A 20,661-nucleotide genomic window follows, 5' to 3' on the forward strand; every position below is an offset into this window, starting at 1 on the left:
GGATCCGGCGGAACTCAGCGCGACAGGTGCTGCCAGCGGCGCACGCTGGCCAGCGCGAAGACGGCGGTCAGCGCCAGCGGCCAGAGGACGGCGAGCAGCAGCGCGTGCTCGGTCGCCCAGCCACCCCCGGCCGCGGCCGGCGCGCCGAACAGCTCGCGGGTGGCGGTCACCGTCGCGGCGAGCGGGTTCCACTCGGCGACCGTCCCCAGCCAGGCGGGCATCGACTCGGCGGGCACGAACACGTTGGACAGGAAGGCGAACGGCCAGATCAGGATCTGCACCGCGGTGACCACCGACGGGTCGCGGGCCAGCAGCCCGAGGTGGATGCCCACCCACAGGAAGCCGGTGCGCAGCAGCAGGAGCAGCCCGAGGGCACCCAGCGCGCCGGCGCCGATGTCCGGCCGCCAGCCCATCGCCAGCCCGGCGAGGACGACGGCGAGCAGCCCCGCGACCGACGACGCGAGGTCGGCCAGGCACCGCCCGGCCACCACCGCCGCCGGGGACATGGGCAGTGCCCGGAACCGGTCGGTGACCCCGCGCTGGTTGTCGGTGACGACGGCGGTCATGGTGCCCTCGAGGCCGAAGAGCATGACCAGAGCGAGCATCCCCGGCACCATGAAGTCGCGGTAGCTGCCGCCGCCGGGCACCGCGATGCCACCGCCCAGCAGGTAGACGAACGTGACCATCATCAGCACCGGGAACAGCACGCCGATCAGCAGCCCGGCCGGCTCCCGCCGCCAGTGCGCGACGTCCCGGCCGGCCACGGTGAACGCGTCGGTGACCGCCCAGCGCAGCCGCTCGGCGGGCCGCTCCTCCAGGAGCGCGGTCATGCCGGCACCTCCTCGCGGGCGCGGTCGCGCCCGGTGATGGCCAGGTAGGCCTCGTCCAGGGTGGTCGGGCGGAGGACGACGTCGGCCACGGCGATCCCCGCGTCGTCCAGCGCGCGCACCACCGCCCCGACCACGCCGGGACGGCGGGACACCGGCACGGTCACCCGCACGCTGTCGCTCGCGTCGTCGGCTGCCGCGAGGCCGGCCGCCGCCCGCTCGGCGAGGGCCACGGCCTCGGCCGCCCGCGCCGGGTCGGTGACGACCACCTCGAGCCGGTCGCCGCCGATCGCGGCGGTCAGCTCGCCGGGCGTGCCGCGGGCCACGACCCGGCCGGCGTCGAGCACCACCACCCGGTCGGCCAGCCGCTCGGCCTCCTCGAGGTACTGGGTGGTGAGCACGACCGTCGTCCCCCGGGCGACCAGGCCGCGCACCGCCGTCCAGACGTCCTGGCGGCCGGCCGGGTCCAGGCCGGTGGTCGGCTCGTCGAGGAACAGCACCTGCGGGGCGAGCACCAGGCCCGCCGCGATGTCGAGGCGGCGGCGCATGCCGCCGGAGAACTGGCGGACCGGCCGTCGCCCGGTGTCGGGCAGCCCGACCAGCTCGAGCAGCTCGCCGGCCCGGCGCTGCGCGGCCGCGCGGTCGAGGTGGTGCAGCCGGCCGAAGAGCACGAGGTTCTCCCGCGCGCCCAGCACCTCGTCCACCGTCGGCTGCTGGCCGACCGTGCCGATCCGGCGGCGCACCGCCCGCGGCCGGGCGACGACGTCGACGCCGGCCACCTCCACCGTGCCGCCGTCGGGCCGCAGCAGCGTGGTCATCACCCGCACCGCCGTCGTCTTGCCGGCGCCGTTGGGGCCCAGCAGCGCGCACACCGACCCCGTCTCGACGTCGAGGTCGACCCCGTCGAGCACCACCTGCTGCCCGTACCGCTTGACCAGCCCCCGCACCCGTACCGCTCCCTCTGCCACGGCCCCTCCGTACGCTGTACGACATTTCCGCCGGGCGTTACCGTACGCCGTACGGAGAGGGTGGCGCAACGGCGTGCGAGAGGCTGTGCCCATGGCGACGGAGTCCTCGGCCGGCGATCCGGCCCGGAGCATGGCGCTGCTCTGGCGAGCGCCCGGCGAGGCGGGGCCGCGGCCGGGGCCGCGCTCGGCCCTCGGCGTCGACCGCATCGTGGCCGCGGCGGTGGACCTGGCCGACCGGGAGGGGCTGGCAGCGGTGACGATGCGCCGGCTGGCCGCCGGGCTGGGCGTGGGGGCCATGACCCTCTACACGCACGTCCCGGGCAAGGGCGAGCTGGTCGACCTCATGTACGACACGGTGCTGGGCGAGGTCTACCCGGAGCCGCCGGCCGGCGACTGGCGGGCCCGGCTGACCGCGGTGGCGCGCGCCAACTGGGACCTCTACGTCCGGCACCCGTGGGCCGCCTCGCTCGGCACCGGCCGGCCGATCCTCGGGCCGAACCTCATGCGCAAGTACGACCTCGAGCTCGCCGCGGTCGACGGCCTGGGCCTGTCCGAGGTGGACATGGAACTGGTCATCACGCTGGTCGGCGCCTTCGTGCGCGGCACCGTGACCGGCCTGCACGAGAAGATCGCCGCCGAGCAGCAGTCCGGGCTCACCGAGGCCGAGTGGTGGGCGGCCACCGAGCCGCACATCGAGCGGGTCTTCGACGCCGAGCGCTATCCCACCGCGGCCCGGGTCGGCCCGGTCTCCGGCCCGGAACTCGGTGCCTACGCCCCCGAGCGGTCGTTCGAGTTCGGGCTGGCCCGCGTGCTCGACGGGATCGCGGTGATGGTCGAGCGCTGAGCACGGGCATGCGGCTACGGCGACGCGTCGTCGCCCGCCGCGCGCCGGCCGGCGACGACCGCCCGGCGACCGGCCAGGACCAGGGCGGTCCCGGAGAGCAGGTGCAGCGCCGTGGCGACCGCCGTCGCCCTCGACGTCGAGCGCCGGCCCCACGTGGCCGGCTCGACGACGGTGCCGACGAGGCAGGTGGATCCGATCCCGAGGCACACCTGCGCCGGCAGAGTGGCGCCGGGACGCGATCGCAGTGCGGCGATGACCGCTGCCACCGGCATGGGCCAGGGCGCCATCGTGCCCGAGCCGAGTCCGACGATCTCGTGCGTGGCGACCCTCCCCGGGAGCCGCCAGCCCAGGGGCTCGCCGGCGACGTCCTCGCGGACGCCCACCACCGCGCCGTAGGCCGCCGTCGCGGAGAACAGAGCACTCGCGGCCAGCATGGGCAGGTCCACGGCGGGCACCCCCTCGCGTCGACGACGCCGGCGGACGGGCCGGCGTCCGGAGACCGCATCGTCCCAGCTGTGGGACACGCCGGGAAGTGACGGCTCCGCAGGGCCGGCGGAGGGTCGCGGGTGCACGGCGACGTCCGGAAACCGCCAGTCGCCCCACTGACGGGCTGCCATGCTCGGTGCCATGACGGAGGTCCTCGACCCGGAGCGCTGCCACCGCGCGGTGGCCAGCCGGGACGCCCGCTTCGACGGCTGGTTCTTCACCGCCGTCCGGACGACGGGCATCTACTGCCGGCCCTCCTGCCCGGCGCGCACGCCACTGGCGGCCAACGTCTCCTTCTTCGCGACCGCCGCCGGCGCCCAGGCGGCCGGCTACCGCGCCTGCCGGCGCTGCCGTCCCGACGCGACGCCCGGCTCACCGGCCTGGGACGTGCGCGCCGACGTCGTCGCCCGCGCCATGCGGCTGATCGCCGACGGCGAGGTGGAGCGCTCCGGCGTCCCGGGGCTCGCCGCCCGGCTGGGCTACTCCGAGCGCCAGCTGCACCGGCTGCTGGTCGCGGAGCTCGGTGTCGGCGCCCTGGCGCTGGCCCGCGCCCAGCGGGCGCAGACCGCCCGGCTGCTGCTGGAGACGACGGCGCTGCCGGTGTCCGACGTCGCCTTCGCCGCCGGCTTCGCCAGCATCAGGCAGTTCAACGACACGATCCGCGAGGTCTTCGCCACCACGCCGACCGCGCTGCGCGCCACCCGGACGGCGACGCGCGCCGGCACGCCCGGCGAGCTGACGCTGCGGCTGGCCGCGCGCCCCCCGCTGGACGCCGCCGAGGTGCTGCTCTTCCTCGGCGCGCACGCCGTTCCCGGCCTGGAGGAGTGGGACGGGACGACGTTCTCCCGGGTCCTCGACCTGCCGCACGGGCCCGCGGTCGTGCACCTCTCCCCCGCGCCCGAGGGAGCCGCGGTCACCGCCCGGCTGCGGCTGGCCGAGCTGCGCGACCTGGCCGCCGCCGTCACCCGCTGCCGCCGGATGCTCGACCTCGACGCCGACCCCGCCGCGGTCGACGAGTCGCTCGGCGCCGACCCCGCCCTGGCCGCCCTCGTGGCCACCGCCCCCGGGCGCCGGGTGCCCGCCTCCCCCGACGCCGCGGAGCTCGCGGTGCGCGCGGTGCTCGGCCAGCAGGTCTCGGTCGCCGGCGCGCGGACGCTGACCGCCCGGCTGCTGCCGCTGGCCGGCACGCCGCTGCCCGAGCCGGTCGGCACGCTGACCCACGCCTTCCCCCGCCCGGAGGCCCTCGCCACGGCCGACCTCTCCGCCGTCGGGCTCACCGGTGCGCGGCGCCGCACCGTCGGGGCGCTGGCCGCCGCGCTCGCCGCCGGCGACGTCGTCCTCGACCCGGGCGCCGACCGGGAGGAGGCGGCGCGCTCGCTGCTCGCGCTGCCCGGCATCGGGCCGTGGACGGCCGCGCTGGTCGGGCTCCGTGGCCTGGCCGACCCCGACGTGTGGCTGCCCGGTGACCTCGCGCTACGGCGCTCGCTGGCGGCCCTCGGCAGCAGCGACGCCGATGCCGCGACCCGCTGGCGCCCGTGGCGTTCCTACGCCGTCATGCACCTGTGGGCACTGGCCGTGCCCGCACTGTTCCGCCGCTCGCCCGCTCCCGCCGCCGATCGGAGTGCGTCATGACCCCACCCACCGCCCGCTACGCCACCGTGGCCACCCCACCCGGGCCGTTCACCGTCGTCGTCACCCGCGGCGCCGAGAGGCGCGACGTCGTCCTCGCCGGGGGCTGGACCGACGACGTCGGCGACCTATTGCCCGTCGTCCACCGCTCGCTGCGGCCCACGTGGCTGGAGTCTGCCGAGCACCTGCCCGTGCTCGACGTCGTCGAGGCGTTCTGCGCCGGCGACGTGACGGCGATCGACGACGTCGAGGTGCGCCAGCGCTCCGGCCCGTTCCTCGAGGACGCCTGGGAGGTGCTGCGCACCGTGCCCGCCGGCCAGCCCGACACCTACGCCGCCTTCGCCGCCCGGTGCGGGCGTCCCTCGGCCGTGCGCGCCGCGGCCAACGCCTGCGCCCGCAACGCCGCGGCACTGTTCGTGCCCTGCCACCGGGTGCTCGGCTCCGACGGCGGGCTCGGCGGCTTCCGCTGGGGCACCGACGTCAAGCGGTGGCTGCTGGACCACGAGGCGGCGCACGCCCCCGTGGCGGCCTAGGCATAGGAGGCTTCACGCACGTATCGGGGTCTAAGACGTGCGCATAGCCTGCTATGCCGCACCTCCCCGGAACTGTCGGAGGCGTCGGTCATCCTCGCCCCATGGACGCCGCCTCCCTGCTGCTCGGGTTCCTCGTCGGGGCGTTGCTGGCCGTCGCCGTGACCCTGGGCGCCGTGGCGGTGCTGCGCCGCCGCCGGCCGGAGGACGCCGGCCTGGAGCCGGTGCACGAGTCGCTGGACCACCTGCACCGCCTGCTGGCCGGCATGGAGCGGGCCCGGGCCACCGCGCACGGGGAGCTGCGCGAGCAGATGGGCACCGTCGGGCAGACCTCCTCGCTGCTGCGCCAGGAGACGGCGGCCCTGGTCACGGCGCTGCGCACGCCGCACGTCCGCGGCCGCTGGGGCGAGGTGCAGCTGCGCCGGGTGGTCGAGGTCGCCGGGCTCCTGGAGCACTGCGACTTCGTGGAGCAGCCGTCGGCGGTGAACGACGCCGGCGCCGGGGTCCGCCCCGACCTCGTGGTCACCCTGGCCGACGGCCGGCAGGTCGTGGTCGACGCGAAGGTGCCGTTCACCGGCTACATCGAGGCCGTCCAGGCCGAGGACCAGGCGGTCCGCGCCGAGCGGGTCGCCGCGCACGCCCGTCAGCTGCGCGCGCACGTCGACCAGCTCTCGGCCCGCCGCTACCCGACCGCCTTCCGCCCGGCGGCGCCGTTCACCGTGCTGTTCGTCCCCTCCGACGGCTTCCTGACCACCGCCCTGGAGGCCGAGCCCGGGCTGCTGGAGTACGGCTTCGCCCGCGACGTCGTGCTGGCCACCCCGAGCACGCTGCTCGCCCTGCTGCGCACGGTGGCCTACTCGTGGCGGCAGGAGCGGCTGGCCCGCGACGCCGACCAGGTGCTGGAGGTGGGCCGCCGGCTGCACGCCCGGCTGGCCACCATGTCCGGGCACCTGACCCGGCTGGGCTCGGCGCTGGGGTCGGCGGTGTCCCGCTACAACGAGACGGTCGGCTCCTACGAGCGGTCGGTGCTCACGGCGGCCCGCCGGTTCGACGACCTCGGCGTCGCCGAGACCGAGGTGCCGGCGCCCGAGGAGCTGGAGGCCACGGTGCGGTCCCTCCGCCCGGCCGCCCCGCCCGACGAGCTGACCGGCAGCCGCGACGGCACCACCGGCTGACCGGACCTCCCGGCCACCGGCACGGCCGGTCCCGCAGAGCGCGGGAGTGCCGCCCCGTCACACGGACCCCTGCGCTCACGCTCCGTGGTGCTACCGACACGTAACACCGGCGCGTTCGCGCCCGACTTCCAGCGCACGGCCAGGAACTCTCGCTACCGTTTCCCCTCGACCGGGAGCCGCTCCCCAGGCTCCCCGCGAACGGGACGGGAGGTGCGCCGTGACCTCGGCGAGTACAGCCGGCACCAGGCGGGACCCCGGAGCTCACTCCGACCGCTACGCCGGCAGTGTCCGCGCCCAGCGCGGCGACCGGCCCATGCCCGGCCAGCCGCCGGTCCCCCCCGCTCAGCGCCCTTCGCGCCCGGTGCCGCCGCTGCCGCCCCTCCCGCCGCTGAACCGGCCCGCCGGTCAGGGCCGCCCGGCCGAGCGCCGCGGCACGCCCGAGCGTCCCGCGGCCCAGCGGCCTCCCCTCCCGCGGCACGAGCGCGGCCCGGCCGACTACGGCCGGCCCGCCGGCGCCAACCGTTCGCGCCCGCCGGCCGCCCGCGGCCCGGAGCAGCCCCGCGCCCGCCGTCACGAGGGCGACGACGAGGGCATCTTCTTCTCCGAGGAGCAGCAGCCGGTCCGCCGGGAGCGCATCGCCCCGGCGCCCGAGCGCGGCAGCAAGCTGCGCGGCATCCTCGCCGTCCTCGGCGTCTTCGTGGTCACCCTCGGCGCCGCCTACGTCGACAGCCTCGGCACGCCGGGCCTGGGCACCATCACGCTGGCCGGGCTGGTCGGCAGCACCGCGCTGGCCACGCTGCTGGTCCGCCGCCGCGACCTCGCGACGATGATCGTGGCGCCGCCGCTGGTGTTCATCGCCGTCGTGCTGGTCTACGTCGGCATGGCCCCGGGCGTGGAGCTGAGCCTCCGGTCGCTGGGCACCGCCGCGGTCGCGCCGCTGGTGCGCGGCTTCCCGACCATGGCGATCGCCACCGGCACCGCGCTGGTCCTGGCGATCATCCGCTGGGCGGCGCGCAAGTAGGGCAAGGAACCCCTGCCCCCCACCGCTGGCAGGCTCGCGGCGGAAACCTGGATGGGGCCGACTACGCCTCGGTGCGCCTGGGCCGCAGCTCGTGCGGCAGCGCGAAGACCAGCCGCTCCTCGGCGGCCTTGACCGAGGAGACGTCGGCGTAGCCGCGCTCGGCCAGCCAGTCGAGCACCTCGGAGACCAGCACCTCGGGCACCGAGGCGCCGCTGGTGACGCCGACCGTGCCGACGCCCTGCAGCCAGGCCTCGTCGATCTCGGAGGCGTAGTCGACCAGGTGGGAGGCGCGGGCGCCGGCCTCCAGCGCGACCTCGACCAGCCGCACGGAGTTCGAGGAGTTCGTCGAGCCGACCACGATCACCAGGTCGCAGTCGGGCGCCATCTGCTTGACCGCCTGCTGCCGGTTCTGGGTGGCGTAGCAGATGTCGTCGCTGGGCGGGGACTGCAGCGCGGGGAAGCGCTCGCGCAGCCGGTCGACCGTCGCCAGCGTCTCGTCGACCGAGAGCGTGGTCTGCGACAGCCAGACCACCTTCTCCGGGTCGCGCACCTGCACGGAGGCGACGTCGTCGGCGCCGTCCACCAGCTGGATGTGCGCCGGCGCCTCACCGGAGGTGCCCTCGACCTCCTCGTGGCCGCGGTGGCCGATCAGGAGAATGTCGTAGTCCTCCTTGGCGAACCGCTTGGCCTCCTGGTGCACCTTGCTCACCAGCGGGCAGGTGGCGTCGATGGTGCGCAGCGAGCGGTCGGCCGCCTCCTGGTGCACCGCCGGCGACACCCCGTGCGCGCTGAACACCACGACCGAGCCCTCGGGCACCTCGTCGGTCTCGTCCACGAAGACCGCGCCGCGCCGCTCCAGGGTGGCCACCACGTGCTTGTTGTGGACGATCTGCTTGCGGACGTACACCGGCGCGCCGTGGATCTCCAGGGCCCGCTCGACCGCCACCACCGCCCGGTCCACGCCGGCGCAGTAGCCCCGGGGATCGGCGAGCAGGACGCGTCCGCGCTGTTCGGCCATGCGTCCATCGTAGGTGCGCAGCCGGGGCCGGCCCGGGCGCGCGGAGTTGCACCGCTCACGTCCCGAGCGTGGAGACAGCGCCCGACCGGGTGCATCGACGCCGGTCACGCTGCCAGGCGCGCCGCGCTGCGGCACGCTGGGCACATGTCCCGTGAGATCCCCCAGCCGATCCGGGCCGCCGCCGGACTGGCCGCCACCGTCCTGGACGAGGCCCGCAAGCTCCCCGAGACGCTGCCGGGGCTGCCCGTCCGTGTCATCGGCCTGGCCATGCAGACCGCACTGAAGGTGCAGCAGCACTACGCCGGGCTGGTCGCCCGCGGCGACGAGCTGTTCACCGGCCTGCGCGGCGAGGACGAGCCGGGCATGGCCACCTTCGACGACGACGAGCCCGCCGCCGCACCGCCGCCGGCGGCGTCCGCGCGCGCGTCGGCGTTCGACCGCGCCGCCGACGTCGTCCCCGACGAGATCGCCGAGGAGGAGCTCCTCCTCGACTCAATGGTCGACGACGAGGTCTCCGGGCTGCCGGCGGACCCGGCCCCCGAGGAGGTCGTCGAGGCGCTGCAGGACATCACCGACCAGGTCGCCGCGGTCGAGGGCGATGCGGTGGACGGCGATGCGGTGCTCACCGCCGAGGACGCGCTGGAGAGCGCGCTGCTCGAGGCCGACGGCGCCGCTCCGCAGGACCAGGACTCCGTGCCCAGCGACCCGGGCGGCTCGCCGGTCGGCGAGCAGGCCGGCGCGCCGGACGTCACCGAGGGCGACAGCGGCAGCGCGACGGGCGCGCAGACGACCGACGCCGGGCTGGTCGACGACGCCGGCGCCGGCGACATCGCCACCTCCGTCGACGTGCTCACCCCGGACGGCCGGATCGAGACCGTCGAGGCGACGGTGACCGACGAGGGCGTCGCCGCGCCGGAGGTGCCGACCAGCGAGGAGATCGCCGAGGAGTCCGGCCGGGCGCCGCTGACCGCCGCCGACGCCGGCGAGGACGTCGCCGCCACGGAGGACGCCGGCGACACCGCCACCGACGACACCGCCACCGCCGTCGACGAGGGCGGCACCCCGGTCGCCGCGGCCACGGGGGTGCGCACCGACGTCGGCGAGAGCGACACCGCCGAGGAGAGCGCCGCGATCGCCGAGGGCGCCGCCGTCGACGCGGTGGGCGAGCAGTCCGACGTCCCGACCGACGACCCGGAGGGCGGCAGCGAGCTGTCCGGCTCGCAGGCCGCCGGCACCGCGCCGATCACCGGCTACGACGGCTTCACCGTGGCCCAGCTGCGGGGCCGGCTGCGCGGCTACCAGCTCGGCACCGTGCAGGAGCTGCTCGCCTACGAGGAGTCCACCCGCAACCGCGATCCGTTCGTCCGGATGCTGCGCAACCGGCTGGAGAAGCTGGAGCGCCAGGCCGTCGAGTCCAGCCCGCTGGCGCCCCGCGGCGCCTGAGCGACGACCGCCGCACACGGCCGCGGTGCCCCCTGGGGCACCGCGGCCGTGGCGTCTTCCCCACCTGGCACGCTCGGGGGCATGACGGCGCCCTCCACCCCCGAGGCCCCCTGGCCGGTGCGCACGGTGGCCCGCAAGGTCGCCGAGTGGATCGGCCGGCTGGGCGAGGTGTGGGTCGAGGGGCAGGTCGCCCAGCTCTCGCGGCGCGGCATGGGCACCGTGTTCCTCACCCTCCGCGACCCGGCGGCCGACCTGTCGGTGCCGGTGACCTGCGCGCGCGACGTCGCCGACCGGCCCGGCCTGGAGCTCGCCGAGGGCGCCCGGGTGATCGTCCGCGCCCGGCCCGACTACTACATCGCCCGCGGCTCGTTCTCCCTGCGCGCCACCGAGATCCGCGCCGTCGGGCTGGGTGAGCTGCTCGCCCGCATCGAGCGCATCCGCCGGCTGCTCACCGCCGAGGGCCTGTTCGACGCCGCCCGCAAGCGGCCGCTGCCGTTCGCCCCCGCCGTCGTCGGGCTGGTCACCGGCCGGGACAGCGCCGCCGAGCGCGACGTGCTCGTCACCGCCCGCCGGCGCTGGCCGGCCGTGCGGTTCGCCGTCCAGCACAGCCTGGTGCAGGGGCCGATGGCCGCCGCGTCGGTCATCGAGGGGTTGCAGCGGCTGGACGCCGACCCGGCCGTCGAGGTCATCGTCGTCGCCCGCGGCGGCGGCTCGGTGGAGGACCTGCTGCCCTTCTCCGACGAGGGCCTGGTGCGCGCGATCGCCGCCTGCCGCACGCCGGTGGTGACCGCCGTGGGCCACGAGACCGACACGACGCTGGTCGACCACGCCGCCGACGTCCGCGCCGCCACCCCCACCGACGCCGCGCACCGGGTGGTGCCGGAGATCGGCGAGCAGCGCCGGCTGGTCGAGGGCCTGCGCGCCCGGGCCCGCGCGGTGCTCGGCGGCCGGCTGGAGCAGCAGGAGCGCTGGCTGGAGGGCGTCCGCAGCCGGCCCGTGCTCGCCGATCCCGGCCGGCTGCTGCACGGCCGGGAGGACGACGTCCTGGCGCTGCGCACCCGCGCCCGGCGCAGCCTCGACCACCGGCTGGAGAGCGCCGAGCGCGACCTCGAGCACGCCCGCGCGCGGGTCGCCGCGCTCTCTCCTGCCGCCACCCTCGAGCGCGGCTACGCGGTCGTGCAGCGCTCCGACGGCAGCCTGGTGCGCGACCCCGCCGCCGTCGGCGACGGCGAGGCGCTGTCGGTCCGGGTGGCCGGCGGCCGGCTGCCGGTGCGCGTCGACCGCGCCGCCGGCGGGCAGGATGGCTCCCCGTGAGCACCGCGGAGACCCCCGAGCCGACGACCACCTACGAGCAGGCCCGCGAGGAACTCGCCGAGGTGGTGCGCCGGCTGGAGGCCGGCGGGCTGACGCTGGAGGAGTCGCTGACCCTGTGGGAGCGCGGCGAGGCGCTGGCCGAGCTGTGCCAGCACTGGCTGGACCGGGCCCGGGAGCGGCTGGCCGCCGCCGCACCGGCCGATCCGGAGCAGTAGCCGAGCCCGGGCGCAGCGGTCAGCCGACCGGGGCCACCGCCCCGGCGACGGCCTCGAGCTCCGCGTCCGGTGCCGAGCCGGTCACCAGCACGATGACGTCGCCGTCCTGCCGGTAGAGCACCGTCTCGTCGGCGGCGGTGGTGCCGCGGGTCCACTCCGTGCCGGCCACCCGCACGGTGCCGTCGTCCGCGGCGTCGTCCAGCACGTCGGCGACGGGCGCGGCCCGCGGGTCGTCGCTGACGACGAAGCCGGCGAACTCCTCCGACGGCGTCAGGTAGCCGATCTCGAGGGTGACCGGGTCGCCCTCCCCCGCCCCGCCGGCGTCGGTGCGCGCGCTGGTCGGGCGGTAGTCGCCGGGCAGCCCCTGCGGCGCCACCATCGCGTAGTCCGCCCGGTTGGCGGCCAGGGACACGGTGGTCGACGGGTCGACCTCGATGACCGGGTCCTCGGGGTTGTTGCGGAAGGCCATCCAGCCCACGACCGCCAGGCAGATGAGCACCAGCGGCAGCAGTGAACGGAGCATGTTGGCCGCGCTCATCCGGTTGGCCCGCTCGACGGCCGGGGAGGCGGCGGGCGCCTCCGGGGGCTGCGGGGCTGACTGGCTCGACGGGCCGACTGCGGTCATACCCCTAGGATCGCAGGCAAGCTCCCCCGCACCGCCGTCCTGCGTCCGTGGCACCGTCCAGGGAGGACGGGGTCCCCACCCAGGAGGTCCGTTGTCCCTGCCGCTCCCCGACGGTCAGCAGCCGGCCCCGACCAGCACGTTCCGCGCCGATCGCCCGGCGCCCGACCGGAACCTGGCCCTCGAGCTGGTGCGGGTCACCGAGGCGGCCGCCATGGCCGCCGGCCGCTGGGTGGGCCGCGGTGACAAGAACGGCGGGGACGGCGCCGCGGTCGACGCGATGCGCGCGCTCATCGGCACGGTGAGCATGAAGGGCGTCGTGGTCATCGGCGAGGGCGAGAAGGACGAGGCGCCGATGCTCTACAACGGGGAGCAGGTCGGCGACGGCCAGGGGCCCGAGTGCGACGTCGCGGTGGACCCGATCGACGGCACCACGCTGATGGCCAAGGGCATGCCCAACGCCATCGCCGTCATGGCGGTGGCCGACCGCGGCGCAATGTACGACCCGTCGGCGGTCTTCTACATGGAGAAGATCGCCACCGGCCCGGCCGCGGCCGACGTCGTCGACATCACCGCCCCGGTCGCGGAGAACATCCGCCGGGTGGCCAAGGCCAAGCACAGCTCGGCCGCCGACGTCACCGTCTGCATCCTCGACCGGCCCCGGCACGAGCAGCTGGTGCACGAGGTCCGCGAGGCCGGCGCCCGGATCAAGTTCATCACCGACGGCGACGTCGCCGGCGCGATCGCCGCGGCCCGCGAGGGCACCGGCGTCGACCTGCTGCTGGGCATCGGGGGCACGCCGGAGGGGATCATCGCCGCCTGCGCGCTCAAGTGCATGGGCGGTGCCCTGCAGGGCCGGCTGTGGCCCAAGGACGACGCCGAGCGGCAGCGGGCGCTGGACGCCGGCCACGACCTCGACCGGGTGCTGTCCATCGACGACCTCGTCGCCGGCGACGTCTTCTTCGTCGCCACGGGCATCACCGACGGCGAGCTGCTGCGCGGCGTCCAGTACCGCGCCGGCGGCGCCACCACGCAGTCGCTGGTCATGCGCTCCCGGTCGGGCACGATCCGGCTGATCGACAGCCTGCACTCGCTGGAGAAGCTGCGCGCCTACTCCGCGGTCCCCTTCGACCGGCACTGAGACAGGGCGGTCCTCCGGACCGCCGAGATCAGGGCAGCCCCGGCGGGGGTGGCAGAGGGGGCAGCGGCGGCGGGGGCGGCACGGGCGGCACCGCCGGCGGGGGCGGCAGAGGGGGCAGCGGCGGCGGCAGCCGGCGCGCCGCCAGCCGGTCGAGCATGTCCCGCCAGCGGCTGCCCGACGCGCCCGGCGGCAGGCTGCGCAGCCGCAGGTCGCCGAAGACGGTGCGGGCGCGGACGACGACCCGCGGCGTCCCCTGCAGCCGGGGCACCGTGGCCAGCTCGGTGCGCCGGTCACCGAAGACCGTCCGGCCGCTGAGCACGGCGTCCACCCCCTCGGCGACGAGCACCTCGACGTCGCCGAAGACGGTGCCGAGCTCGAGCTCCACCACGTCGGCGTCGGTGCGCAGCCCGCGCAGGTCGACCCGGACGTCGCCGAACACCGTCGAGGCGACGCGGGGCACGTCGCCCCCGGCGAACCGCAGGTCGCCGAACACGCTGGACACCCGCTCGGGCGCACGTCCGCCGACCATCTCGACCGGCGGGGCCACCTGGCCCTCGCCCGGGAGGTCGGCCACGAGCGGCGCCAGCTCGGCGAGGGTCACCGCCGCGTAGGCGGCCTCCGCGCGCTCGCCGAACTCGTCCACGTCGATCCGGCCCTCGCCGAGCGCCCGCTGCAGCCGCGCGACGATCGCCTCGCGATCGGCGTCGGATGCCCGGACGGCGGGCGCTCGCCCGGCCTGGTCCCCGCCCTGAACCACGTCGTCGTCCACGGTGTCCGACCGTAGCGCCGCCCGGGAACGGCGACGGCCCCGCCGTCCCGGGAGACCGGGGCGGCGGGGCCGTCAGCGAGACGTCGGTACGACGTCAGGGGATCACGGGTTCCCCGGGTAGAGGTCGGAGCAGTACTCGCCCTGGGCCAGCGCCGGGTTGCGCCCGCCGCAGGTCGCGGCGTACTGCGCGTAGGCCTCGAACCCCGGCTGGCCCTCGGCCACCCGGAGGATGTCGCAGAAGGTCATGCTGCCGTTGCCGCACTCGTCGGCGATGTCCTGCACCTCCTGCGGGGCGCCGGTCGGCGCCGGCTGGCCCGGGGGCAGCGGCGTCGTGCCACCGCCACCGCCACCGCCGGTCGACGGGGTGCTGCCGCCACCCTCGTACAGGTCGTAGCAGCCGCCGTAGGTCTCCTCGTTGCGGCCACCGCAGGTGGAGCCGTACTCCTCCCAGTCCGAGCCGACGTCGGTGATCGAGTACAGCTCGTCGCAGGCGTCCCAGCTCTCGGCGGCACAGTCCTCCGCGAGCGGCAGGAACTCGCCGTTCGGGTCCTCCTCGGTGATGTCGCACGGGGAGGAGGGGTCCGGCACGCCGGAGGAGCCGCTGCCCGAGGGCTCCTCGCAGTCGGCCGCCGGCGCGCTGGAGGACGACGAGGTGGTCGTCTCCGAGGTCTCGGAGGTGCTCGGCGCGGAGCTGGAGGTGGTGGCACCGGCGGTGTTGGTCGGCTCGTCGTCCCCGCGCAGGAGGAAGAACAGGCCGACGCCGATGCCGGCCAGGACCACGACGGCCGCGACCACGATGGCGATGATCTTGCCCTTGCCGCCGCCGGAGGAGCCGGCACCCTGGCCGTACCCCGGGCCGCCCGGGCCGCCCGGGCCACCGGGGCCGCCCGGACCGCCGTACTGGGGCTGCCCGTACTGCGGCTGGCCGTACTGGCCCTGCTGGCCGTAGTCCGGCTGGCCGCCGTACTGGCCCTGCTGCCCGTAGTCGGGCTGGCCGCCGTACTGCGGCTGCCCGTACTGGGGCTGCTGGCCGTAGTCGGGCTGACCGAACTGGGCGGTCTGGTCGCGGTCGGGGCCGCCCTGCTGGCCGTACTGGCCGGGCTGGAACTGCTGGGTGGGCGGCGCCGTCGGCGGCTGCCCGATCTGCTGGGTGGGCTCCTCGGACGAGCCGGGCTGCCCCGGCTGGGCCGACTGCCCCCAGCCCTGCTGTCCGGGCTGCTGGCCCGAGGGGTCGTTCCCGCCCGGAGGCGGATACGGCGGCTGCGACATGGTGCGGTCTCCTCGGACGGCAGGGGGCGTGTCGCCTGGATGCTATGTGTCACCCGGTGACGCAACCAGCACCGTGGGTCTCGGCGCGGGCACTGCTCGTCCCGCTGGCCACAGCCGTCGCGGGGGGCACCCGTCAGTCGAGGTCGGTGCAGTAGACGACCGTGAAGGGCTTGACCCGGCCGCCACAGGTGGAGGCGTACCGCTCGTACTCGGAGAACGGCGGCGACTCGTAGTACAGGTCGTCGCAGGACTGGTGGTCGCCGGCGAAGCACTCCTGGGCGTACTGGTCGAGCACCGGGTCGGCGCCGAGCTCGCCGGGCGCCACCGGAGGCGACTGGTCCACCGGCGGGGCGGTGAGCGGGCCGCCGGAGTACCCGCCTCCGTAGGAGAACAGCTGCTCCATCTGGTCCATCTGGGCCTGCCCCAGCTCCTCTCCCAGGGCGGCACCCATGTCCCGGCCGATGTCGTCGGCCCGGCCCAGCACCAGCGAGGTGGCGACCGCTGCGGCTGCCGCGGCCGCGACCACGAGGACGCCGCCGGCCGCCAGGGCGACCAGCACCGGGCGGTTGCCCGCCGGCGCCACGGCTGCCGGGGCGGGCGGCGCCGGGCGCGGGCTCAGCCACGGGGGAGGCGGCATCGGCGCCACCTCCCAGGTCTGCGGCGAGTAGGGGGCGGACCATCCCGCGGCGTACGGATCGGACATGGGCCCTCCTCGGCCTCGCAGATCGCCGCACCGTACGGTCGCCGACCGCCACCGCAGGCCCCGCGACCGACGACTCCCCCGAGCGCTCCTCCCGCGGGCATCTAGGGTCGCTCCCGGAGCACTGTCACCATCGACACCACCGGGAGCGCAGCGTGGCCCCTCAGCAGGACGCCGCCGGCCAGGACGGCGCGGAGTACCGCATCGAGCACGACTCCATGGGCGACGTGCGGGTCCCCGCCTGGGCCAAGTGGCGGGCGCAGACCCAGCGCGCCGTCGAGAACTTCCCCATCTCGGGCACCCCCATCGAGCGCGAGCTGATCGGCGCGCTGGCCGCCATCAAGGGCGCCGCCGCGGCCGTCAACGCCGACCTCGGCGTGCTCGACGGCGACATCGCCGCCGCCGTGACCGCGGCCGCCGCGCGCGTGGCCACCGGCGAGTTCGACGAGCACTTCCCCATCGACGTCTTCCAGACCGGGTCGGGGACGTCGAGCAACATGAACACCAACGAGGTCATCGCCACCCTCGCCACCGAGGCGCTCGGCAAGCCGGTCCACCCGAACGACCACGTGAACGCCTCGCAGTCGTCGAACGACGTCTTCCCCTCGGCGATCCACGTCGCCGCGACCGGCGCGATCGTGCGCGACCTGATCCCGGCGCTGCAGCACCTGGAGCTGTCGCTGTCCCGCAAGGCCGACGAGTTCGCCACCGTCGTGAAGAGCGGGCGCACCCACCTCATGGACGCCACGCCGGTCACCCTCGGCCAGGAGTTCGGCGGCTACGCGGCCGCGGTCCGCTACGGCGTCGAGCGGCTGCGCGCCTCGCTGCCGCGCGTCGGCGAGCTCCCCCTGGGCGGCACCGCCGTCGGCACCGGCATCAACACCCCGCCCGGGTTCGCCGCTGCGATCATCGAGCGGCTCGCCGGCGAGCTGGACCTGCCGCTGACCGAGGCGCGCGACCACTTCGAGGCGCAGAGCTCCCGCGACGGGCTGGTGGAGGCCTCCGGGCAGCTCAAGACGATCGCCGTCGGCCTGATCAAGATCGCCAACGACCTGCGCTGGATGGGCTCCGGCCCGCGCACCGGCCTGGGCGAGATCCAGCTGCCCGACCTGCAGCCGGGCAGCTCGATCATGCCGGGCAAGGTGAACCCGGTGATCCCCGAGGCCGTCATCCAGGTGGGCGCGCAGGTGATCGGCAACGACGCCGCGGTCACCTATGCCGGCACCACCGGCGTCTTCGAGCTCAACGTGACCCTGCCGCTCATGGCCCGCAACGTGCTCGAGTCGATCCGCCTGCTGGCCAACGTGAGCCGGCTGCTGGCCGACCGCTGCGTCGACGGCGTGGTGGCCAACGTCGAGCAGTGCCGCACCTACGCGGAGTCCTCGCCGTCGATCGTGACGCCGCTGAACAAGTACATCGGCTACGAGGAGGCCGCCAAGGTCGCCAAGCAGTCGCTGGCCGAGCAGAAGACCATCCGCCAGGTGGTCGTGGAGCGCGGCTACATCGAGCAGGGCAAGCTCACCGAGCAGCAGCTCGACGAGGCCCTCGACGTCCTGTCGATGACCCACCCGTGAGCCGGTGGAGGGGGCCGGCGCCGGCCGGCCCCCTCCGTCAGGCCAGCTGCTCGGCCGCCTGCAGGCCCTGCAGCACCTGCTCGTTGAACGAGTCGTAGCCGAACGCCTGCGCCCCGCCGACGACGACGGCGTCCAGCTCCCGCCCGGCCCACTCGGCCAGGGCGGCGGCGTGCCGGTCGCGGCTGTCGGCCGTCGGGTCGGTGAAGCTCGGGCCGGCGTGGACGCCGAGGTCGGCGAGCGGCGTCCCCTCGGGCACCAGCCCCAACCGGACGACGACGTCGCGGGCGGTGTCCACGACTTCGGCCCGCGGCACGGAGTGCGCGAGCTCCACGCAGACCACCCGGGTGCCCTCGACCGAATCCCCCGGGGTGACCCGGTAGGCGGGCACGTCGGGGTCCAGCACGTGCACGAAGCCCGGCAGCTCCGCGACCGCGGACTCCGGCACGCCCAGCCAGGCCATGACCGACTCGACCCGGCGGGGCGCGTAGTCGATGCCTGCGGCGGCGAACAGCTCCTTCGGGGAGAGGCCGAGCACCGGGCGCCGCGCGGACTCGGCGCGGCCGTCGGCGGTAGTCACCCGCACGCGGTCGCCGTCCGCGGCGACGGCGGTGACCGCGTCGCCCGGCACCACCTCGACACCGCGGCCGGTCAGCCGGTCGACCAGCGCGGCCACGATCCGGCCCGTGCCACCGGGCCGGACGACGGTCATCGGCCGCTCGGGCACGAACGCCGGCGGCCGGCCCCCGAACGCCTCGGCGACCGTGCGCGGCCAGTACAGCGGCGCCCACACCTTCCGGCGCAGCGCGGCGAGGACGTCGCCGCCCCCGGCCGGCCGCACCTTGCCGGTGAACGGGGCCAGGAACAGCTGGTGGAACGTGCGGCCGTGCTGGGCCAGCGAGGCGTCGTCCAGCCCGGTGTCCCACAGCGCGGGCCGGCGGTCGGGGGCCAGCAGCCCGGCGTCGCCGTGCTGGGCGGCCAGCGCCGCCGCCTCCTCCGCGATCCGCCGCGCGGTGCCCGCGTCGACCAGCCCGGGAGCCCGCGAGAGGTCGCCGCTCACCAGCACCTCGGGCACCAGCCGGCCGCCGAGGAAGCAGGCCGGCGTCGCCACGGGGACGACGGCGTCGGCGCCGACGAGGTCCCGCACGAGGTCGTCGACCAGCCCGACGAAGGGCCGGTGCCCCTCCCCCTCGGGCCGGTACCCGGTCAGCGGCGGCGGCGTCCCGACGCCCTCGTAGCGCAGCTCGAGCAGCCGCATACCGAGCTCGAGGCGGTATCCGCCGCGCTCGACCGGGCCGAAGCCGCCGCCGATCCCGCGCCGCGGCAGCAGCAGCCGCACCGGCCGGCCGGCGGCGGCCAGCGCGTCGGCGGCCACGAGGGCGGCGACGCTGCCGCCGACGACGAGCTGCGGCTCAGGCATCGGCGACGAAGATGGCGTAGTTCAGGGCACCGTGGTCGGGGAAGCGCCGGGCCACCCGGTCCAGGCCGGCGATGACCTCGTCGGGCAGGGACTCCAGCTGGGCGTTGGTGAACGGCTTGAGCAGCACCGGCTCGCGGTGCACGCAGGTGAGGCCCGCCTCGCGTCCGAGCGCCTCGAGGCCGTCGGCGTCGAAGATGCGCACGGTGGAGAAGTCGCGGCCGCGCTCGCTGAGGGCCTCCACCGAGGGGATCAGCCCCATCTCGACCGCGATCAGCCGGTGCAGCGACAGCGGGTTGGTCAGCGACACGTGCACCAGCCCGCCCGGCGCGAGGAACTCCTCCCGGATCCGGCGCAGCAGGCCGAGCGGGTCGGGCAGCTCGTTCATCACGTGCGCGGCCACCACCTGCTCGTAGCGGTGGTCGGGGGCGAAGTCGTCGATGTCGGAGAGGTGGAACGTCACGCCGGGCAGGCCCCGCTCGACCGCGCGGCGGTGGTAGTCGGGGGTGCGCTCGACCGCGTCGACGGTGACCTCCCGCTCGGCGAACAGCGTGGTCATGAAGCCGGCCGCGCAACCGAGCTCGAGCACGTGGTCCCCCGGGCGGAACCAGCGGCGGATCCGCGTGCCGGTCGCGACCGTGTAGTGCCGGTCGAAGTCCGTCTCGGGGTCGTACCGGTCGGAGTAGTCGTGGCCCATCAGGCGAGTCTCGCCACGAGGACGGCCCTGGTGCCGGGCGACGCGCCGACGCTGCGCTTGAACGCGGCGAGGCCCACGTTGGGTGCGCCGTCCTTCTCGCTGGACGGGCCCAGGTCGAGCAACCGGGCGCCGGTGGCCGCGGAGTGGCGGGTGAGCAGGTGGGCCAGGAGGTCCATCGCGGAGCGGTCGCCGTCCCGGTCCGCGTCGGCCCAGTGCACCACCTGGTCGACGTCGGGCAGCACCCGGTAGACCACCGCGGCGGCGACCGGTCCGCCTTCCCGGTGGAGCAGCCAGGAGCGGATTCGGTCGGGGAAGGCGCTGCGCGCACGGGCCAGGTAGTCGAGGTCGAGCGGCGCGGGCCGGCCCTGCGCGGCCCGGTTGGCCGCGATGATCGCGTGGCAGGTCTCGAGGTCGGCGTGATCGGTCACCTCGGAGAGCCGGTGCGGCCGGTCGAGGGCGGCGCGCACGTACCGCCGGGTCCGCTTGGCCAGCAGGGTGAGCGGGTCCGCGCCGGCCGCCAGCGGCCCCAGGTCGACGGACTGGTTCAGGTCGCAGTGCTCGACGACGAACCCGGCGTTCAGCAGCGCGTACTCGACGAGCGGTTCCGCGGCCGGGGCGTACTCCCGTGGCCGGCACCGGATGCGCACGGTCGTGATCCCGTCCGCCCGCGCCGCGGCGAGCGTGCCCTCGACCAGGCCGACGACCTCGGCGACGGTCGGGTCCGCCCGCGCCAGGTCGAACCCGCCGAACGGCGCGCTGTGCCCGGACAGCAGCACGCCGTCGGTCACGACGCCGTCGAGGACGCCCACGAGGCGGTCGCCGTCCCGGTGCTCGTGGCGCCACCGGGCGTCGTCCGGGACGCCGTTGAGGTCGTGGAAACGGGAGTGACAGAAGAGCAACCCGCCCTCCGGCAGATCCACGGCGCCGTCCTCCCCCTCACCTAGAGTCCGTCGCCAGTCAGTGTCCGTCCGGCGATCGGCGAGTCGTGCATCCGCAGTCCACCAC

At 76.0% G+C, this 20,661-nt stretch carries 21 protein-coding genes; 10 read left to right on the plus strand and 11 right to left on the minus strand.

Features of this window, described 5'->3' with window-relative positions; all coding sequences use genetic code 11:
- Positions 1 to 14: 14 nt before the first annotated feature.
- Both ACI79R_RS13620 and ACI79R_RS13625 read right to left on the minus strand, forming a co-directional pair.
- The gene (locus tag ACI79R_RS13620; protein ID WP_456574167.1) at positions 15 to 830 is read right to left on the minus strand and encodes an ABC transporter permease; all 816 of its coding nucleotides are present in this window, start codon (positions 828 to 830) and stop codon (positions 15 to 17) included.
- A complete protein-coding gene (locus ACI79R_RS13625) occupies positions 827 to 1,795 on the minus strand; it encodes an ABC transporter ATP-binding protein (RefSeq protein ID WP_456574168.1) in 969 nt (322 codons plus the stop codon). Before ACI79R_RS13625 ends, ACI79R_RS13620 begins: the two co-directional genes overlap by 4 nt.
- A 91-nt stretch (positions 1,796 to 1,886) precedes the next feature.
- Between ACI79R_RS13625 and ACI79R_RS13630 the strand changes: the two genes are divergently transcribed.
- Complete coding sequence (locus tag ACI79R_RS13630; RefSeq protein ID WP_456574169.1) at positions 1,887 to 2,639, plus strand: TetR/AcrR family transcriptional regulator; 753 nt, start codon at positions 1,887 to 1,889, stop codon at positions 2,637 to 2,639.
- Between the two features lie 14 nt (positions 2,640 to 2,653).
- Here ACI79R_RS13630 and ACI79R_RS13635 read toward each other — a convergent pair whose 3' ends face one another.
- Positions 2,654 to 3,085, minus strand: coding sequence for a hypothetical protein (locus ACI79R_RS13635; protein WP_456574170.1), 432 nt, complete (start codon positions 3,083 to 3,085; stop codon positions 2,654 to 2,656).
- A 181-nt stretch (positions 3,086 to 3,266) separates the two neighbouring features.
- Here ACI79R_RS13635 and ACI79R_RS13640 point away from each other — a divergent pair, with 181 nt between their 5' ends.
- The 4 genes from ACI79R_RS13640 to ACI79R_RS13655 all read left to right on the plus strand — a co-directional run bounded on the left by ACI79R_RS13640 (position 3,267) and on the right by ACI79R_RS13655 (position 7,480).
- Positions 3,267 to 4,757 (plus strand): AlkA N-terminal domain-containing protein, encoded by a 1,491-nt coding sequence (locus ACI79R_RS13640; protein WP_456574171.1) that lies wholly within the window; start codon positions 3,267 to 3,269, stop codon positions 4,755 to 4,757.
- Positions 4,754 to 5,287, plus strand: a complete 534-nt coding sequence (locus ACI79R_RS13645; protein WP_456574172.1) for a methylated-DNA--[protein]-cysteine S-methyltransferase — start codon at positions 4,754 to 4,756, stop codon at positions 5,285 to 5,287. The genes ACI79R_RS13640 and ACI79R_RS13645 overlap by 4 nt, the downstream gene beginning before the upstream one ends.
- A gap of 101 nt (positions 5,288 to 5,388) precedes the next feature.
- Positions 5,389 to 6,459 (plus strand): DNA recombination protein RmuC, encoded by a 1,071-nt coding sequence (locus ACI79R_RS13650; protein ID WP_456574173.1) that lies wholly within the window; start codon positions 5,389 to 5,391, stop codon positions 6,457 to 6,459.
- Between the two features lie 361 nt (positions 6,460 to 6,820).
- Complete coding sequence (locus tag ACI79R_RS13655; RefSeq protein WP_456574174.1) at positions 6,821 to 7,480, plus strand: DUF6542 domain-containing protein; 660 nt, start codon at positions 6,821 to 6,823, stop codon at positions 7,478 to 7,480.
- Positions 7,481 to 7,541: 61 nt separating this feature from the next.
- On the opposite strand, the gene ACI79R_RS13660 is transcribed toward ACI79R_RS13655, so the two are convergent.
- Positions 7,542 to 8,498 carry a 4-hydroxy-3-methylbut-2-enyl diphosphate reductase gene (locus ACI79R_RS13660; RefSeq protein WP_456574175.1) on the minus strand — a complete coding sequence of 319 codons (957 nt, stop codon included), beginning with the start codon at positions 8,496 to 8,498 and terminating at the stop codon, positions 7,542 to 7,544.
- Between the two features lie 144 nt (positions 8,499 to 8,642).
- On the opposite strand from ACI79R_RS13660, the gene ACI79R_RS13665 reads away from it, so the two are divergent.
- The 3 genes from ACI79R_RS13665 (at position 8,643) to ACI79R_RS13675 (ending at position 11,470) form a co-directional block, all read left to right on the plus strand.
- The gene (locus tag ACI79R_RS13665) at positions 8,643 to 9,941 is read left to right on the plus strand and encodes a hypothetical protein (protein WP_456574176.1); all 1,299 of its coding nucleotides are present in this window, start codon (positions 8,643 to 8,645) and stop codon (positions 9,939 to 9,941) included.
- Between the two features lie 81 nt (positions 9,942 to 10,022).
- On the plus strand, positions 10,023 to 11,255 hold the full coding sequence (xseA, locus tag ACI79R_RS13670; protein ID WP_456574177.1) for an exodeoxyribonuclease VII large subunit: 1,233 nt from the start codon (positions 10,023 to 10,025) through the stop codon (positions 11,253 to 11,255).
- A complete protein-coding gene (locus tag ACI79R_RS13675; protein WP_456574178.1) occupies positions 11,252 to 11,470 on the plus strand; it encodes an exodeoxyribonuclease VII small subunit in 219 nt (72 codons plus the stop codon). Before xseA ends, ACI79R_RS13675 begins: the two co-directional genes overlap by 4 nt.
- Positions 11,471 to 11,489: 19 nt before the next feature.
- Here ACI79R_RS13675 and ACI79R_RS13680 read toward each other — a convergent pair whose 3' ends face one another.
- A complete protein-coding gene (locus ACI79R_RS13680) occupies positions 11,490 to 12,095 on the minus strand; it encodes a DUF4245 domain-containing protein (RefSeq protein WP_456574179.1) in 606 nt (201 codons plus the stop codon).
- A gap of 91 nt (positions 12,096 to 12,186) precedes the next feature.
- Between ACI79R_RS13680 and glpX the strand changes: the two genes are divergently transcribed.
- On the plus strand, positions 12,187 to 13,233 hold the full coding sequence (gene glpX, locus ACI79R_RS13685; protein ID WP_456574180.1) for a class II fructose-bisphosphatase: 1,047 nt from the start codon (positions 12,187 to 12,189) through the stop codon (positions 13,231 to 13,233).
- Between the two features lie 28 nt (positions 13,234 to 13,261).
- On the opposite strand, the gene ACI79R_RS13690 is transcribed toward glpX, so the two are convergent.
- From ACI79R_RS13690 to ACI79R_RS13700, 3 genes are all read right to left on the minus strand, one after another.
- A complete protein-coding gene (locus ACI79R_RS13690) occupies positions 13,262 to 14,002 on the minus strand; it encodes a DUF1707 domain-containing protein (protein ID WP_456574181.1) in 741 nt (246 codons plus the stop codon).
- A gap of 102 nt (positions 14,003 to 14,104) precedes the next feature.
- A complete protein-coding gene (locus tag ACI79R_RS13695) occupies positions 14,105 to 15,271 on the minus strand; it encodes a hypothetical protein (RefSeq protein WP_456574182.1) in 1,167 nt (388 codons plus the stop codon).
- Between the two features lie 133 nt (positions 15,272 to 15,404).
- Positions 15,405 to 15,974: a hypothetical protein gene (locus tag ACI79R_RS13700; protein WP_456574183.1), complete on the minus strand. Its 570-nt coding sequence runs from the start codon at positions 15,972 to 15,974 to the stop codon at positions 15,405 to 15,407.
- Positions 15,975 to 16,126: 152 nt separating this feature from the next.
- Between ACI79R_RS13700 and ACI79R_RS13705 the strand changes: the two genes are divergently transcribed.
- Positions 16,127 to 17,545 (plus strand): class II fumarate hydratase, encoded by a 1,419-nt coding sequence (locus tag ACI79R_RS13705; protein ID WP_456574184.1) that lies wholly within the window; start codon positions 16,127 to 16,129, stop codon positions 17,543 to 17,545.
- Positions 17,546 to 17,582: 37 nt separating this feature from the next.
- Here the strand turns inward: ACI79R_RS13705 and ACI79R_RS13710 are convergent, their stop codons facing one another.
- From ACI79R_RS13710 to ACI79R_RS13720, 3 genes are read right to left on the minus strand one after another with little or no spacing between them, the layout of a single operon-like run.
- Positions 17,583 to 18,962 carry an NAD(P)-binding protein gene (locus ACI79R_RS13710; RefSeq protein ID WP_456574185.1) on the minus strand — a complete coding sequence of 460 codons (1,380 nt, stop codon included), beginning with the start codon at positions 18,960 to 18,962 and terminating at the stop codon, positions 17,583 to 17,585.
- A complete protein-coding gene (locus ACI79R_RS13715) occupies positions 18,955 to 19,656 on the minus strand; it encodes a class I SAM-dependent methyltransferase (RefSeq protein WP_456574186.1) in 702 nt (233 codons plus the stop codon). The genes ACI79R_RS13710 and ACI79R_RS13715 overlap by 8 nt, the downstream gene beginning before the upstream one ends.
- Entirely contained in the window at positions 19,656 to 20,576 is a 921-nt protein-coding gene (locus ACI79R_RS13720) for a GNAT family N-acetyltransferase (protein WP_456574187.1), read from the minus strand. The genes ACI79R_RS13715 and ACI79R_RS13720 overlap by 1 nt, the downstream gene beginning before the upstream one ends.
- Between the last annotated feature and the right edge of the window lie 85 nt (positions 20,577 to 20,661).

Source organism: Blastococcus sp. SYSU D00820 (assembly GCF_054050695.1).